At 65.2% G+C, this 15,929-nt stretch carries 14 protein-coding genes; 5 read left to right on the top strand and 9 right to left on the bottom strand.

The genetic code is table 11. The features are described 5' to 3' along the window. Positions 1 to 694: 694 nt before the first annotated feature. A complete protein-coding gene (locus AB0L60_RS40905; RefSeq protein ID WP_364625798.1) occupies positions 695 to 1,630 on the bottom strand; it encodes a hypothetical protein in 936 nt (311 codons plus the stop codon). Positions 1,631 to 2,552: 922 nt separating this feature from the next. On the opposite strand from AB0L60_RS40905, the gene AB0L60_RS40900 reads away from it, so the two are divergent. Together AB0L60_RS40900 and AB0L60_RS40895 are read left to right on the top strand one after the other, a co-directional pair. Continuing rightward, positions 2,553 to 3,497, top strand: a complete 945-nt coding sequence (locus tag AB0L60_RS40900; RefSeq protein WP_364625795.1) for an NADP-dependent oxidoreductase — start codon at positions 2,553 to 2,555, stop codon at positions 3,495 to 3,497. Between the two features lie 248 nt (positions 3,498 to 3,745). Then, positions 3,746 to 4,267: a recombinase family protein gene (locus AB0L60_RS40895; RefSeq protein WP_364625792.1), complete on the top strand. Its 522-nt coding sequence runs from the start codon at positions 3,746 to 3,748 to the stop codon at positions 4,265 to 4,267. 246 nt (positions 4,268 to 4,513) lie between these two features. Here the strand turns inward: AB0L60_RS40895 and AB0L60_RS40890 are convergent, their stop codons facing one another. From AB0L60_RS40890 to AB0L60_RS40875, 4 genes are all read right to left on the bottom strand, one after another. Continuing rightward, complete coding sequence (locus AB0L60_RS40890) at positions 4,514 to 6,058, bottom strand: amidase (protein ID WP_364625789.1); 1,545 nt, start codon at positions 6,056 to 6,058, stop codon at positions 4,514 to 4,516. Positions 6,059 to 6,487: 429 nt separating this feature from the next. Next, positions 6,488 to 7,093, bottom strand: a complete 606-nt coding sequence (locus tag AB0L60_RS40885; protein ID WP_364625787.1) for a hypothetical protein — start codon at positions 7,091 to 7,093, stop codon at positions 6,488 to 6,490. A gap of 440 nt (positions 7,094 to 7,533) precedes the next feature. Continuing rightward, a complete protein-coding gene (locus tag AB0L60_RS40880) occupies positions 7,534 to 8,772 on the bottom strand; it encodes a hypothetical protein (protein ID WP_364625784.1) in 1,239 nt (412 codons plus the stop codon). A gap of 558 nt (positions 8,773 to 9,330) precedes the next feature. Beyond that, positions 9,331 to 9,801, bottom strand: a complete 471-nt coding sequence (locus tag AB0L60_RS40875) for a cupin domain-containing protein (protein WP_364625782.1) — start codon at positions 9,799 to 9,801, stop codon at positions 9,331 to 9,333. 76 nt (positions 9,802 to 9,877) lie between these two features. Between AB0L60_RS40875 and AB0L60_RS40870 the strand changes: the two genes are divergently transcribed. After that, entirely contained in the window at positions 9,878 to 10,450 is a 573-nt protein-coding gene (locus tag AB0L60_RS40870) for a helix-turn-helix domain-containing protein (RefSeq protein WP_364625779.1), read from the top strand. 12 nt (positions 10,451 to 10,462) lie between these two features. On the opposite strand, the gene AB0L60_RS40865 is transcribed toward AB0L60_RS40870, so the two are convergent. From AB0L60_RS40865 to AB0L60_RS40855, 3 genes are all read right to left on the bottom strand, one after another. Next, positions 10,463 to 11,350 carry a patatin-like phospholipase family protein gene (locus AB0L60_RS40865; RefSeq protein WP_364625776.1) on the bottom strand — a complete coding sequence of 296 codons (888 nt, stop codon included), beginning with the start codon at positions 11,348 to 11,350 and terminating at the stop codon, positions 10,463 to 10,465. Between the two features lie 19 nt (positions 11,351 to 11,369). Continuing rightward, complete coding sequence (locus tag AB0L60_RS40860; RefSeq protein WP_364625773.1) at positions 11,370 to 11,609, bottom strand: hypothetical protein; 240 nt, start codon at positions 11,607 to 11,609, stop codon at positions 11,370 to 11,372. 459 nt (positions 11,610 to 12,068) lie between these two features. Further along, on the bottom strand, positions 12,069 to 12,290 hold the full coding sequence (locus tag AB0L60_RS40855) for a hypothetical protein (protein WP_364625770.1): 222 nt from the start codon (positions 12,288 to 12,290) through the stop codon (positions 12,069 to 12,071). Positions 12,291 to 12,420: 130 nt separating this feature from the next. On the opposite strand from AB0L60_RS40855, the gene AB0L60_RS40850 reads away from it, so the two are divergent. Further along, positions 12,421 to 13,458 carry a fused (3R)-hydroxyacyl-ACP dehydratase subunits HadA/HadB gene (locus AB0L60_RS40850; RefSeq protein WP_364625810.1) on the top strand — a complete coding sequence of 346 codons (1,038 nt, stop codon included), beginning with the start codon at positions 12,421 to 12,423 and terminating at the stop codon, positions 13,456 to 13,458. A 322-nt stretch (positions 13,459 to 13,780) separates the two neighbouring features. On the opposite strand, the gene AB0L60_RS40845 is transcribed toward AB0L60_RS40850, so the two are convergent. After that, complete coding sequence (locus AB0L60_RS40845; protein ID WP_364625807.1) at positions 13,781 to 14,350, bottom strand: helix-turn-helix domain-containing protein; 570 nt, start codon at positions 14,348 to 14,350, stop codon at positions 13,781 to 13,783. Between the two features lie 167 nt (positions 14,351 to 14,517). Here AB0L60_RS40845 and AB0L60_RS40840 point away from each other — a divergent pair, with 167 nt between their 5' ends. Then, on the top strand, positions 14,518 to 15,462 hold the full coding sequence (locus AB0L60_RS40840; protein ID WP_364625767.1) for an alpha/beta fold hydrolase: 945 nt from the start codon (positions 14,518 to 14,520) through the stop codon (positions 15,460 to 15,462). Positions 15,463 to 15,929 lie beyond the last annotated feature (467 nt).

Genomic DNA, 15,929 nt, shown 5'->3' with positions numbered 1-15,929 from the left:
CGACCAGTTTGCCTGTGGCCCCTCGCGCAGTTCGCCGTGTGCCTCAGGCACCAACACCCCGCCTCGACGATCTCTATCGCGCTCGCTCATCGGCATGAGCGCGCACTCGAGTTCGCTAGAGCCAGCCAGGCGATTCGGCCGGAGGGTCGGTCTCGAGGCAACGCCGGCGGCGGCCGGATCGGCGAGTCGCATACAGAGGTTGTTCGGCTTCGGAACGTAAGTTGAACTCTGAATAGGCCGTTCGACGTGCAGGTTGGATGTCACGGGCGTCGAATTCCGAAGCGGATTAGCCCCTGCGAAGAAGTAGGGCAGCGCATGTATCGCTGCTGGTAGAGACTCTGCTGAGCAACCCCGAATCAGCTCGGCGAAGATGGACTCGGGGCCGTTCGGTCCTCAGATGCTCAGTAGCCGAGTTGATTTCAACCCCCGTGTGGATCTGGAACCGATCGGACGGCCAGGGCGCGCGGGGTCGAGGTGGTCGAAGTGCTCGACGCACCAGCAAGGACACTGCCGAGGCAGCGACCTGCGAGGGACTGCGGGACATCGTCTGTTTCGCGAAGTGAGTTGGTCTGTCGGGTTCAATGTCGATGATCTCCCGAGTGGTGGCCTGATCGGTGGCGAGGACGATGACGGCGGGTTCGGGCCCGGGGGCGACTGCGTGCACGCCACGCGAAAGGGCTGACGCGCCGGCGGTTCACTGGAGCACGGGGATCGCTGGAATCTGCTTGCCGCCGAGAAGTTTCCATACGTGGGCGCGTTCGGCCGCGAGGTCGATCGGCGCGTCGGCGAGGGTGTCGAGCAGTTGCTGCAGCGGCCATGTGTGCAATGCGCCGTAGCGGGCGGAGTAGAGGGCCGCGGTATGGACGGAGAAGGTGTCGGTGGTGTCGAACAGCGCGTAGGCGATGATCTGGTAGATGTCGGTCAGCGACAGCGAGTCCGATCGTTGCCCTGTCTCACGGTTGGCCGCGCCGAAGCGAGTCTTCACCTCGATCAGGACGCCGTCCACGATGAGGTCGGCATCGGCCGGGCAGAACTGCGAGGCGGCGAACGTTGGCCCCAGAGCCACCGCCGACGATGGGTCGGGCAGGAATTCGGCCAGTTCGGTGAGGGCCAGTAGATACAGTGACCGCATTTCGGTGAGAGCGTCGCCGGGAGCCAGCGCGAGCAAGGCCTCGGTGGTGAACCGGTCGCTGCGAATTGGTTCGGCCAGTGGGGAATTGGGGAAGACGAACGGATTGCGATACAGCTGTGTGCACAGCGTCAACGCCCAGCTCGCCCGGGCGACGATCTCGAAGGTGTTCTCCGGCAGCGGCCGCATATAGGCGTGACCTGCCAGTGTGGCCAGCTCCCAGACGACGGCGATGTGGTCGGGGCGATAGAAGATCGGTTCGGCGAACACCGCGGTCTCGGGGACGTACTCGGCGCCGAAGGTGAATCGGAGTAGGTAGTCGAAGGCCGCGCCCAAGGTTCCTGGGCTGGCGCCGGTGCCGCCGACGAGCAGTGCGCCGGCGCGGGCGCGGTAGTCGGCCTGCACGGGTTCGAGATTCGGGTACCGCTGGTCGAGGTACTGGCGCAACGGGCTGGCCTTGTCGTCAATCGCCCCGGCCAGGCTGGAATATTGATAGCTCACAAGCATTACTGTGGCATGGGTCGCCAACATTTCCGGAGATTGAGGCCTGACCGCCCATCAGGTGTCCCCGGAGTGGAGCCCACCCAGTTCACCGCCGAGGGATGGCATCCTTGGTCGCGAGGTCGGCATCCACCCAGGGTGGACACCACATCGAAACCTGTTGTGCTGGTACGTAATCCGACGACCTAGCAATCACGTCCAAGAGCGGGGAGGCTACGCGATGGTAGATCGGGATCAAGCGATAACGCTCTGGGATGCGCTCGATCTCAGCAAGGATGGGTCCTCACTCGGGGCGAAGTGATCACCGCCCTGCGTACAGGGGGCAATAGGGCGGGGGAGATCACTATCCCCGGCTTGAGTTCTGCCGACTTGGCCGCGGTTGCCGACTGGTTCGACCAGTCCGATGTGAGCCGAGACGGCCGACTCACCCGCAGCGAGTTCATCGCGGGCTCGAGACTCTCGACGCCGACTCCTGATCCTCGCTCCCTCGGTGTGTGCGTCCGAAATCGAAGTCATAGATCACCGATAAATCCAGAGGGGGCAGCGGTTCCGCGTGGTGACCGCTGACCTCCAGCGCCGTTCGCAGACCTTGCCGACCGTGAACCTTTGGCCTGGCGGCGTCGCCCCTTGCCGGTGCCGTCCATCTGTTCGAAAAACGGTGCGCTCACAGCGACCGATCATGGCGTGCCGCGTGTCCCGATGGAATTCGCCGGTGCCGGCAGTTCAGTCGCTATAGCGTCGTCGTGTGCCTGGAGGCACACGACGGTGACCGAGTCGGCTGGCGTGGAACGGCTGCCGGGGTCCTGGCTCCCATCGTGATTCGTTGCAGGGCCGGATGTTCTGGCTCAGCGTCGGGATCACCATGCTCGGCTCCGCCCCCCACAGAGTGTGGCCCACGGCCTGGATACAGGGAGGTATTCACATGAAGGCGATCGTGGTGACGGACCGGGCCGCTGGAGCGGCCGGGATGACGTTGGTGGAGCGGCCCGATCCGGATGCGGCGAGGTTCGCCAGCCTCTCGGGCGCGAGCTACGGCGATGTCGTCGTCGAGGTTCATGCGTCGGGATTCACCGGGGATGAGTTGGAGTGGCCCTCGACCTGGATCGATCGGCTCGGCCGGGACCGGACGCCGTCGATCCCCGGGCATGAGCTGGCCGGGGTGGTCAGCGCTCTCGGCTACGGCACAACCGGCCTGTCGGTGGGGCAGCGGGTGTTCGGGCTCACGGACTGGACCCGCGACGGCACGCTGGCGGAGTACGTGGTCGTCGAGGCGCGTAATCTCGCGCCGCTGCCGGGCGACATCGACTTCACGGTGGGCGCGGGCGTCACGATGGCAGGCTTGACCGCCTGGCAGGGGCTGTTCGATCACGGCCGTCTTCAGGCGGGGCAGAGCGTCCTCGTGCACGGTGCGGCCGGCGTAGTCGGGTCGATGGCAACCCAGCTCGCACGTGAGGCCGGCGCCTACGTCATCGGCACCGGGCGCGCGGCCGGCCGGCAGACCGCGCTCGACTTCGGGGCGCACGAGTTCGTCGACCTTCAGAACGACTCTCTGGCAGACATAGGCGGAGTCGATCTAGTCTTCGATGTCCTCGGCGGAGACATCCAGAAGCGGTCCGCGGATCTCGTTCGTGCCGGAGGAACGCTGGTGACCGTCACCGGGCCGCCCGAGGCTCGACCCGCCCACGGACTGGCGATCGACTTCGTCGTCGTATCCGACCGCACCCAACTCGGTGAGATCGCCCAGCGGGTGCGCGACGGACGAGTGCGGCCAAACATCGGCACGGTCGCGACCCTCAACAACGCAGTCGCCGCCTTCAACCCGACCAAGCGACGCAAGGGCAAGACGGTCATCCGCGTTCGTCCGTGAGGACCCTCGACAGCGACCGATCCTGCCCTCCTGTGGATCAGCATCATCGGCATGGCCAGGCCGGTGAGGGAGGGTGCGCCGCGCGTTGCCTCGCGTTCGGAAAACGATCGCTTCTCAACACTTCCGAGCGGCCCGCGGCCTCTGGACCGAATCCGCAGGTGGCTCGAACCCGGCGGCTGTCGAAAAGACCTGTTGCCGCAAAACTGTTGTCCAACAACCCTGTCGGCCCTTTCTCATGCACTCCGGCCATGGCCGACACCACACGCGAAGTCGAGATCCCCGAACCGCTCATTCTGGATGGGGATGCCCTCGACCCGATCGGCGGCGGAGGCGCGCTCATCGGATACGCGCGGGTCTCCACCACCGGCCAGCTGCTGGACCGGCAGCTGCACGTGCTCACCGCGGTGGGATGTCAGAAGACCTTCGCGGACAAGAAGTCCGGCAAAGACACCGAACGCGAAGAGCTCGCAAAGTGCCTGGAATACATGCGCGCCGGGGACACCCTGGTAGTGCCGTCCCTGGATCGGCTCGGCTGGTCGCTGCAGGACCCGCCGGTGCCGACACTCGCACGGGACGCCGATGTTGCGATGCGCCTGCACCCATGTCCGGATTTCAGTGTCGGAAGGATGGGCGTGAGCAGGCGCATCGACCCCGCGAGTAATGGAGCTGGCAGCTATTCGATTCCCAGGCATGCCCGGACGGTGACGAGATGGGGCGTGGTTCTGACCGATCGTGCCGAACGTAGTGTCAGTCTTCCATCGGCCAACTAGCCTGCGGCCCGGCCATCGAGTGGCACGCCCTGGAGGCGATTTGCCCGAAATCGCTTCCAGGGCGTGCCACTCGGCGATCGGTCAGGCGAACTGGCTTCGAGCCGAGATGAGTTCGGTGCGTTGATTTCCGATAGGGCGCATGGCTGACTCGGACCGCGCGGGACTTCTGCGACGGTTCTCGGTTCGTTGTGGTCGGTTGCGATTTCTGCGGGCGCTTCGTCCTGGGTGGACACCCGGTGGTGCGCGTTACTTCGGTGCCTGGAAGCCGCCGATCTTCTGCTCGAGTAGTTCGGCCAGCCGCAGCGGGGTGCGGTCCTCGAACATCGGACCGATGAGCTGCACTCCCACCGGCAACCCCTCGGGTGACCGGCCCGCCGGGACGGCGGTGGCGGGCAGGCCCGGCATGGTGGCCATACCGGCCCAGACGAGCTGGTCGAAGTACGGGTACTCGACGCCGTCGATGTCGATGTGCCGGTTCTCCAGACCTCCGTTGTGGTCGTGCGGGAAGGCGGGAGTGGGCGTGATGGGGCACACCACGGCATCGAACTCGGCGAAGAGCCGCCGCCAGCCGTGGCGGTGGAGTTCGCGACGGTTGTTCGCCTCGACCCAGTCGCGGTGGCTGAGCACCATGCCGCGCAGCCGCGCCGCATCGAGACTCCGGTCGTCCGCGCTCAGGGCGGCGGCGTGGGTCTGCAGCTGTTCGTACACGTCGACGGAAAGACTTGCGGCGGCGTTCGACAGCATCAGCTGCATGTAGAGCGTCGCCGCTTCGGTCGGATCGGGCAGCAGCGGACTGTGCCGTTCGACGCGGGCGCCCTCGTCGACGAGCGCCTCGGCGACCCGGTTCACGCCCGCCCGCACCGCCGATCCGGTTGGAATGAGCGGATGGTCCTCGATGATCAGGACACGGAAGTCGGCCAGCCGCTCGTGGCGTGCGGGCGGCAGTGCGGCGTCGTAGGCGACCCCGTGGGTCAGCGGGTCCGGTCCGGCCATAACGTCGAGCAGCAACCTGAGGTCGCGGGCGGTCCGCGCCATCGGACCGACAACAGCGAGGTCGAGATCGACCGGCAGTGCCGGCGCGGGCGGCGCGACCATACCGCGGGCCGCCACCAGACCGAGTGTCGGCTTGTGCGCGTAGATGCCGCAGAAATGCGCGGGGGTGCGCAGCGAACCGGCGAGGTCCGAGCCGATGGACAGCGCGCCGAATCCGGATGCCAGGGCCGCCGCCGAACCGCCGGACGACCCGCCCGACGTGCGGCCATGATCCCATGGGTTGTTGGTGGTGCCGTAGATCTCGTTGAAGCTCTGGATATCTCGCAGCATCAACGGCACATTGGTCTTACCGAGCACCACCGCGCCGGCGGCCTTCAGCCGCGACACCTGTACCGAGTCCTGGGCCGGTACGTAGTTCGCGTGCTGCGGCATGCCCCAGGTCGTGGGCAGCCCGGCGATGTCGTAGGACTCCTTGACCGTCACCGGAATACCCAGCAGCGGCCGGTCCTCGCCGCGGGCGCGCGCCTGATCGGCATCGTGCGCGGCGGCACGCGCATTATCGAAGTCCGGCACACAGATCGCGTTGATCGCCTTGTCGTCCCGCTCGATACGGGCGATCGCCTCGTCGGTCAGTTCCACCGAGGTCACCGCACCGACACGCAAGGCAGCCGCGAGCTCTTCGGCCGACCGAAAATTCCACTCCATGAAATCGGACGTTATTGGCCTGCCGCAGAAGCCATAAAATGCCGCTTCGCGCAATGGGAAGGTCGGCCGGGCCACCTTCACCGGCAATGTCACGCACTCGATCCGTCATCAGAGGTGGCTCACCCCAGGTCATGGTGTTGGCAGTGGGCGAGTGCCATTGGCACAGGCCATGAAATGCCTTTTCGCGCAACGGGATAGATATCTCAGTACTCGTCGTGTTCCTCTCGGGCTGAAAGACTGTTCGTCCGACCGCTGGCGGCGCGTGGCGAGTTCGGTGTCGGTGCGGAAGTTCGGGAAACCCTCATCGGGACACCCTCGCGTACTTCGCGAGGCTGTGAACCGACGTGTATCCGGACAGTTTCATCAGCATCGGTATGTCCGGTTCTTGGCAATTACTGTGCAGTGCGGACGGCTGCGCGCCACCTGAGATGATCTCTGCCCGTTGGTCTTCGAGGTCGCCGCGTGGCTCGAACCGTGCGCCACGCGGCAATTGAGGACGTTCAACTGGCCCAAGGCTACGGTTCAGACGAAGTCGTTGTCCTGGAGGAACCGGTACCAACGGTCTTCGTCTTCGAGCTCTTCGTCGTTGACGAATTCGTGGTACCGCGCGCCCGTCATGCATTCGTCGAAGAACGTCAGGAGGTCCGGTGCCACCAGTCGTGACGTGTCGTGTCCCCCGTACCGCCAGAAGTACTGATCGGCGAACATTACCTCGCCGGTGGTGAGGTTGACGAGGAAGTTGTCGTTGCCGATCAACCCGATACGAAGCCAATGCTCGTCATCGCGATGAACCTCCCCCTCGGCGTCCATGATCGCGCCCTTGTCGAACGTGCCGAACAGTTCGATGTCGCCGGCCTGGGCGCGGTCGGTGAGGCGATACAGCTCGATCATCGCGGCGGGCAGCGTAAGGCTTACCAACCCAACTGTTGCCGTGGCGGGAAGACGACCGGAAGCGATACAGGCCTCCATCTGGCGGTGGTAGGTATCGAGTTCACGGCTCGGATCGAGTTCGGCACCCGGAGGGAACGATGCCAGGAGATCTCCATCGGGATCCTCGGCCAGTACCGCTCGAAGCCGGTCGACCTTCACGGCAAGCGCCTCGGCCCGCGAACCACTATCAATACCCATGTGCCGCAACCTAACACCGGCCTCCGACCAAGATCTGGCGCAGAACCTCGTCGCTCGGTAACCGGTTCGCACAGCGCGACCAGCGGCATAGAAAGACGTTCTGTGCGTCGGTGTCTGGACGTGGGGAACGTCCTCCTGGCGCGCTTGTCGGGCTTGGTGTCCCATTGCCGATAGGAGGACGTTCCATGAGTAAAGGTAGTGGCCTGACCCGGGGTGATCGCAACCGCAACGCGCGCCTGAGTCGGCCCCCATCGCTGAGGACGCCCCGACAATGATCGGGACTTGCTCATCGGCTACCGAGCGCCACTCCCCGTTGATGTTCCGAGATGGATCGCTGGCCCGTTCGGTCAGCGCGACATGCGGCAGCACAGGATGTTCGTCAGCAAGTAGTAGCGGGTCGATGCTGCGGCAATGGTTGTTGAGACTCGAATGGCAGAGGGCTACAGGTGTGGAAGCATTTCGGGCTGTGCGAGTCGCTTGATGGTTTCCGCGGGGTTCGTGTCGCTGCGACCGAAGACGGCGTCGAAGTAGGCCAGCAGGTAGGAGCGTTTGAGGTCGATCGAGCGGCTTGGATCGATCGAGCCGATCGCGGCGTTCTTGACGTCTGCGCTCAGAAGGCCGGCCGTGGCCAGTTCTGGCACGATCACCTGTTCGTCGGTGAAGGACATGTGGCGGGTGCCTGCGATGCGCAGGGGCAGCTTCAGTCCGGTGTTGGTTGCCCAGTATGGTTCCCAGCCCGAGTGCCCGAACCACGGCGAGGTGTCGCTGGCGAGCATCAGCAACGGCCGATCGAGACCGTCGGTGGCAACGGAGCCGAGTACGGGGCCGTCCAGATTGACGCCGGCGGCGACGCGCGCGTCGTCGTGCATGGTTTGAGCGGTGGTCGACCCGCCGAGAGAATGGCCGAACATACCGACCTTCGTCGGGTCCAGCTCATCGGCGAGGTGTTGCGGTAGCGCAGCAGCCGCATCGGTGGAATGTCTGGCCGCGGCGGCGAGCTGATCGAGAACGAAGCGCATATCGGCGACTCGGGTCGGAAGCAACTGGTCGGACAGGACGCTCAGCGGCGAATCCGTCGGCACCGCACTGTGCTCGGTGTGCCCATCGGGGAATTGGACCGCGAATGCCTCGTGAGTGTGGTTGACGGCGACCACGACGTAGCCGTGGCTGGCAAGATCCTGGGCTTGAAAGGTGTTCAGCCCGGCGGTGTCGTCCAATCCTGGCGAGTTCAGCAGGATCGGGAACCGCCCGCCGACTCGGGCCTGCTCGTCGCTGCGGCCATGACTCGGCGCGAGCGCCCAACTGTCGGAAGCGACACCGGCCTGGGTCAGGCCGGAGCGCTGTTCTTCTCGGGTGCCCGGCGCCATCCACGGTGCCAGGGGCGAGGTATCGGCGTCGTCGGCTGGATACCAGATCTGCACCATCAGTTCGCGTCGGTGGCCGGGATCCCATGGATCGGCGCGATTGGCATCGACGAGATGCCATTCGGTGACGCCGACCGGATAGGGCCCGGTCGGAGCGGGCAGTGTGATCGTGATAGCCGGATCTGTGGGTGTGCCGGGGCTCGCTTCGGTGACGCCGGCGGCAGCTGTGGCCGCCATCGATGCTGCGGCGACGGCCAGGATGCGCCGTCGTAAACCCTTGTGTTCCAAGATATTCCCCCGAGTCGATGTGGGCATCGGTTGGCCACCATACAAGATCGGAAATGGGAAAGTCAGGGTGACAGGCACTCCTCTCCGGAGTTCATCACCCGTTCTCATCCGTCGGGCTTTGCTCGACGGGTCGGTGGCGGTGCGCGGGATCGAGCTTCCCAGAGCTCCGAGCAGCAACTCGGTGGCCGTCACGACCGGTTCCGGCTGTCCCCTCGAGAGGTATCCATCGGTGAAGCTCGGAGGATTCCCCGATGGCGCTGTGCGAGAGCGGATGTCGGTCCACAAGGTGTCGTCCGAATCTCGGGTGGTCCCCGGACTTCACCACAGCGTTTGCGCAGTTCGCGCACCGTCGAGGGATCACGGCGTATCTCGCGGGCGAGGACCTTGATGGTCTGTCCGGATCGCCACCGCCGCCACACCTCCTCGACCTCGGCTTCGGACAACGCTGTTCGCTTCTCCGGCAAAGATCTTCGAGCCCATTCTGGTCTTGGTCGAGGTGGCGGCGATGCCTCCAACACCAAGCCTGCCTGTCCCACTACCGGCGACGGCCACCTAATCGCCTGACCGACGAATGCCGTTGCAGTACTACGCCACCGTGGGTTCCTCGTAGCGGATTTGGTACCTGGCGGCGATCGGGTTGATCTTGGCCGGGTCGAGGGCACCCGCGGTGAGCACGGCCGGCCCCGCCTCGATCAGATCCTCCAGATAGCACTCCCAGCCGCCCGGTGACGAGATCTGGATGAGGCGAGGCGGGGGTGTGGATGCGCGGCGCAGGGCGTGCGGAATGCCGTGGGGGAGTAGGATGAACATTCCGGCGGTGGCGTGCTCGACGCGGTCGTCGAATTCCACCTCGAGTGTGCCATCGAGCACGTAGATGCATTCGTCGGCCACGTGATGGGTGTGGCGGGGGATATCGCGGGCGAGGGTGACTTCCAGGAGCGAGAAGCGGCCTTCGGTATCGGCGGTGGTGGCTTTCACGGCGAATGCGGGCGGCAGCGGCAGGCGGCCGGGGCGGGCCGCGCCGGCGTCGAGCAGCAGAAATCGATTGCGGGACATGGTGGTACCCTTCGACTCAAGAGAAACGGAACCGGAATCCGGATCCGTTTAGAGTGTAGGCCGGAAGGGACCTCGAGTGTCAAGCCCATCGTCGCCGTCGCGCAAGCCGCGTGCGGACGCCTCCCGCAATCGTGACCGCATTCTGGAAGCCGCACGAAACCTGTTCGCGGAGCGGGGAAGCCAGGTCCAACTGCCGGAAGTGGCACGGGCCGCGGGTGTCGGGATCGGCACCGTGTACCGGCACTTCCCGGCCCAGGCCGATCTGATCGAAGCCGCGGCCGCGCAACGCTTCGCCGAGATCGAGGAATACGCGCGCACCGAATGTCTGAACCACGGCGAGCCCGGCCGGGCGGTGCTGGATTATCTGACCCATGTCGGCGAAACCCTGGCGGCCGACAGTGGATTGTCCGCCGCCATCGAAGCCTCCCGTCAATCGCGCGGTAGTGAACCGCGCGGCGCTGCGCTGGAACAGCTCGCCGAGATCCTCAGCGCGCTCATCGAATCCGACCGGGCAGCTGGAACGGTGCGCCCGGACTTGACCGTCACCGATGTCTACATGGTCGTCGGCGCACTGTCGGCCACCATTCGCTCCGGCAGCGGCGACTGGCGCCGGTTGCTCACCCTGCTGTCCGACGGGCTGCGGGTTTAGCCTGGATGCGTATCAACGCTTCAGCGACAACCAGCCCACGTCGATCAACCGCTGTGCCAGGCCGTCTGCCTGGCGAATGCCCGCTTGGAAAGCTACCGGCCAGCTCGCGAGAACGTCCGGATCGGTCGCGAACGCGTTGAACACGTCGATCGTGGCCGCGTCGGGGCGGAACCGCACGACGGTATCGACCGCCCTCGTCGCGAGTTCGGCCCGAACCTGTTCGGGCGGGAACATGTGCGCCAACGGCTCAACAACCAGAACGACGTCCGAGTCCGCGGCGAGGTCCGCGTTGGTGGGCGACCAAACCCCGCCATCAATGTAGTAGCGGTCTCCGACAACGACAGGCGGGCGGAGTCCCGGAAAGGAATGACTCGCGGCGACAGCGGTCGCCAGTGGCACGCCACTGTCGCAGTCCCAGACCTGGCGCTCACCACTGGCCGCGTCCACGACGACGATCCGCAGCCTGCGATGCGGCCAGTCGTTGCCGCCGACCAGCCACTCGATCGGTGCGATATGTGCCGGTTGCGCCGGCTCCTCGGCCATCGCCATTCGACCCACCTTGCGCCGCGCCGTATCGCGATCCAGCGTCCGGTCGAACAACACCGAGAAAACGGTGGCAACCAACTCGCGCTTCACCACCGCCGGTGGTTCCGTGCTCCCGGGAGGACGTGGATCGTCGGCAAACGAGTCCAGATCCCGCCCCGCTATCAGCGCGCCCCCGACGACCGCGCCTGCGGACGTGCCGACTATCGAGTCGGCCGAACCCAAATCAATTCCACGGCGGCGCAATTCAGCGGCCAATCCCGCCATCCACGCAGTCCCGGAGACGCCGCCCCCACCCAAAACCACCGAACGCCGAACGGTCTCACCAGACGTTCGATCGGCAGTGCGACTCTCCATGCCGCGATCCTAACGACACTCACCATCGCCGCAGGCCCTTACGGCGCTCTGCCGGTGTCGGCTCGCTAGAGGGCGACGGCAACAACGGCGAGGTGATCGCCGGCAGCGGCACGACGGGCGCATCTTCCCTCATGTCCGGATGCCACTGTGACAGAGCGAACATGAACCCGATCACCAACAGGATCGAAACGATCGCCGATACGATTTGCCATCGCCCGCTGTACAGGTGCTGCCTCAGTGTTGCGGTCCCGCTGGCCACACCCCTCCTCGGTGTATGCGTTCACTGGACAGATCGCAGCACTGTCCATCAGCATTACCGGGTCGCTCGATACACCGAACTCGGCAATAGCATGCACTGCCGGTGGCTGTATGGCCCTCTGCCCGTGGATCTTCCGCCGCCCCGCCCTGTGGCCGGTTCGGTCAGCACGGTATGCGGCAAGAGCGTGCGTTCCATCGGCCTCGGATCGTCACCGGCCAGTTGATCTTCGCCTGCTCCCCACTGGCTGATTCGATCAGCGCGACACCCAGGCGTCACATGCAGCCACCAATCGCCCGGGACGCGCGGACGGATACGGAACACCCGCACCCCCGCCGAGATCCGCACCTCGCCCGCGCCGGGCCCGGTCGGCCGCACCGACGAGCTCCCCCTCGTCCACGAGGACGAATGCGCAGATGTTCGAGTCGTAGCGGATCGAGCGTCAGTCAGTCTGTTGGTTGTTCAGTTACGACCAGAGGTGATGTACATGGGGTCGATCATGTCGATGAGATGTTCGATTTCGTTGTCGGTGAAGCGGTTTCGGCGGCTGATGGTGATCAGCACGAGGTCGTTGATCGCTTTGGCGATGGTGTCGAATTCGCTGATGGGTGGCGCGGGCGCGGTGCTGGTTGCGCTTCGCGACGGGTCTGCGCGTTCCAGGTCGGCCCTGGCGTTGGTGGCCAACGTGCCGACTCGTCGGCACCGTTTGTTCTCCTCAGCAAGCTTGCTGTCCTGTGGAAGAGTGGTGTCCGCTCGTGAATTCGGCTCCGCGGATCCGGGTCTGAGGTTGGTCGAACGATGTAGGGGAGGCTTGATGGAAGCAGCATTCGATGTGGCCGGGCTGATCGGCTATCGCTATCGCGTGGATGACTACTACGAAGTTGGTCGGGAGAAGATTCGCGAATACGCGCGAGCTGTCCAGGACTCCCATCCGGCACACTGGAGCGAGTCCGCTGCCAGCGAGCTCGGGTTCGCGGGGTTGGTCGCGCCGGCGACGTTCGCCTCGATCGTGGCGATGCGGGCCAATCGTGATCTGCTCGAGAACGTCCTGGCCGGCTACGACATGTTTGTGCACACCGACCAGGTCTTCGAGATGTACAAGCCTGTCCTGGCCGGTGACCGATTGATCAGTGATGTCGAACTGTCCTCGGTTCGCCGTGTCGCAGGCAAGGACCTGCTCACCGTCACCAATACATTCACCGATCAGTCCGGCCAGATCGTGCAGATCATGCACACCACGATCGTCGGTATCACCGGCGATGACGTCGATGCCGACATCAGCGATGCCATCGCGGGCGTGATCATGAGCGGTTTGGAACCCGCGCCCTCGCCCGCAGCCTCGGCGGCACACTCCGGACACCCACCGACCGATCAGCCTGCACAGGCCGCCTCGCGACGTTCGAACGTATCGCGAACCCGTCTGCCGCGCACAGCAATCCGTTTCGAGGACATCGCCGTCGGTGACGAGCTACCGGCCCGGACCGTCCGACTGACGCGGGGCGACCTGGTGAACTACGCGGGAGTCGCCGGTGATGTGAACCCGATCCACTGGAACGAGGAAGTCGCTTCATTGGCCGGCCTTCCCGATGTGATCGCACACGGCATGCTCACCATGGGCCTCGGGGCGGGGTTTGTCACCGACTGGCTCGGCGACCCCGGCGCCATCATCCGGTACGGAGCTCGGCTGTCGAACTACACCGTCGTCGGAGCCGTCTCGGCCGGGGACGTGGAGTTCACCGGCCGGATCAAATCGATCGACCCAGAAACCAGAACCGCCACAGTCGTTCTCACCGCGAAGTCCGCTGGGCGCAAGATCTTCGGTCTGGCCACCATAGACGTTCGCCTCAAATAGACGGTCGACTCCAGGACGGCGCGCTCGGCGATCTGATGTGTACCGAGCGTGCTCATCGGCTGAAATGGATGTTCCTGCGCCGCAGTCGTTCTCGTCGTCGACCGGTCCGCGTTGGCCGGTTCGGTCAGCGTGGTGTGCGGCAGGGCAGGATTTTGGCGTTGGGATGTCATGGTGAGTTCTCGACGTCGCTGCTGATCAGCATGAACCGCAGCTGGAACGATCCCGCGGCAAGAAGGGCGCGTATCGGGCGATTGCGCCCCGGCGCCGTGGCAGTGGCGATGTGTGACCCGATGTGGCTGTGTACCTTCGCATTTCGTGGTCGTTACCGTCGGCACCCGTCGAGCAGCAGGCCGATGGTGAGATGCACCTCGTAGTTCGGGTCGACCATCTCCGCGCCCGCGCAGATGTCGCCGATCGCGCGCAGCAGTTGATAGGCGGAGACGTCGGCGGTGATCTCGCCGGCGTTGCGGCCGGCGGTGAGGAGACTGTCGAACACCGGCACGAGTCGGTCGAGGAACAGTGTGTGCAGGGCGGTGAAGCTGTCGGGGTCGCTGCGCATCGCGGCGGCGAGTCCATGCTTGGTCACCAGGAAGTCCACGAACAGATCCACCCATCGACGCAGTGCGGCGAACGGTGAGGACTCGGCCGCGAGCAGGGTGGGTCCGGCCTCGGCGCAGGCCTCGATCTGATGTCGGTAGACGGCCGCGACGAGGTCCGCGCGCGTGGGGAAGTGCCGGTAGATCGTGCCCATTCCGACGCCCGCGGCGGCGGCGATCTGGCGTACCGGTGCCTCCACGCCATGGGTGACGAACACCGATGCCGCGGCATCGAGCAGGGCCTGCTCGTTCCGTCGTGCGTCGGCGCGTTTGGCCGAACGGGCAGCGGCCGGCATTCGCCCGTCGCGTGCGTCCACGTGACTTCCCTTCTTCACGGCAACGGTTGCCAATCGGAACACTGCTCCGTATATTCGGAACAGTGCTCCGCTTGAGTATATCCGCGGTTCGCGCGGATTCTCGACCCCGCCCGGCGCAGCGCTCATCGCTATCGAAGGAAAACCCCATGCCTGGACCGGACACTGCCGCCCGCAGCGCTGTACCCGCCCTGACCACCCCGATAATCAGTGTCAAACCGGTCGTCCTGCCCGTGCCCGAACGCGGCGACGACCTGCAGGTGCGCGTATCCGCACCCACCGTCGGCACCGGTCTGCCCATCGTCGTGCTCGCCCACGGCTACGGCGAGTCGATGTCCTCCTATGACCCGCTGGTCGACTTCTGGGCCGGCAACGGCTTCGTCGTCGTGCAGCCCACGTTCCTCGATTCACGGACCCTCGGTCTCACTGCAGCCGATCCCCGCTACCAGGACATTTGGCGCGTCCGAGTCCGCGACGTCACGCAGGTGCTCGACCAGCTCGACCGGATCGCTGCCGCGATTCCGGGGCTCGACGAACGCATCGACCACGACCGTATTGCCGTCGCAGGACATTCCTGGGGCGGACAGACCGTCGGCATGCTGCTCGGCGCACGCGTCCTCGGCGCGGACGGGCAGCCTGGACCCGATCTACGCGATGCTCGGGTGAAAGCCGGTGTCCTGCTTGCTACTACCGGACTCGGCGGCGACACCCTGACCTCGTTCGCCGCCGAGAACTTCTCCTTCATGAACCCCGACTTCGACAACCTGACCACACCGACCCTGGTGGTCGCGGGCGATCGCGATCAATCCCATCTCTCGACCCGCGGCCCCGACTGGTTCACCGACGTCTACGCCTACAGCCCTGGCGCTCAAAGCTTGCTCACCATCTTCGGAGGCGATCATTCACTCGGCGGAATCCATGGCTACAACGCCCAGGACACCACCGACGAAAGCCCCGGCCGCGTCGCGCTGATCCGGAAGGCCGCGTGGGCCTACCTCCGCAGCGCCCTCGGAATCGATGACATGGCATGGAAGCAGGTGCGGGCCGATCTCGCACAGGCCACCGATCCGATCGGCCGTATCGACCACAAGTAGACGCACCCGTCGGAAGGCCGTCCACCGGGAACCGGCTGCGCCGATGATCCATACACACGTAAATCAGCTGGCAATGTCTGCTCATCAGGGGTGCATTGGGTTCGCTGCAGTGGGTTCGCTGACGGGTGTGGTGGCCGGTGCGGGTTGCGGCATAGCGGCTGTTCTCGGGAGCTCGACATGCGAAGGTCGTCGGCCGTGCCGTCGATGGCATGCCCGCAGCGTTTGGGAAGTGGGCAGTAACCAGCGCAATCGCGTCTGCAGCAGTATCGGTTGGATCAATAGTTTCGGCCCGTGCGGTCCTGCGGATGCATCATTGCGGCCGATGAGACGGCAAGTCTCACCTCAATCAGGAAGCCGGATAGGTGTGTGCCGGTGTCGAGAAGTTCTACGGCAAACCGGATTACCTTCGTTTCCGTCTGCGGCGGTGACCGGCTTCAGTGTTCTGGTAGCCAGCGGTAAGCTGCTAG

The sequence above is a fragment of the Nocardia sp. NPDC051981 genome (assembly GCF_040680715.1).
GTDB lineage: Bacteria > Actinomycetota > Actinomycetes > Mycobacteriales > Mycobacteriaceae > Nocardia.
This window is presented reverse-complemented; position numbering and strand designations above follow the sequence as displayed.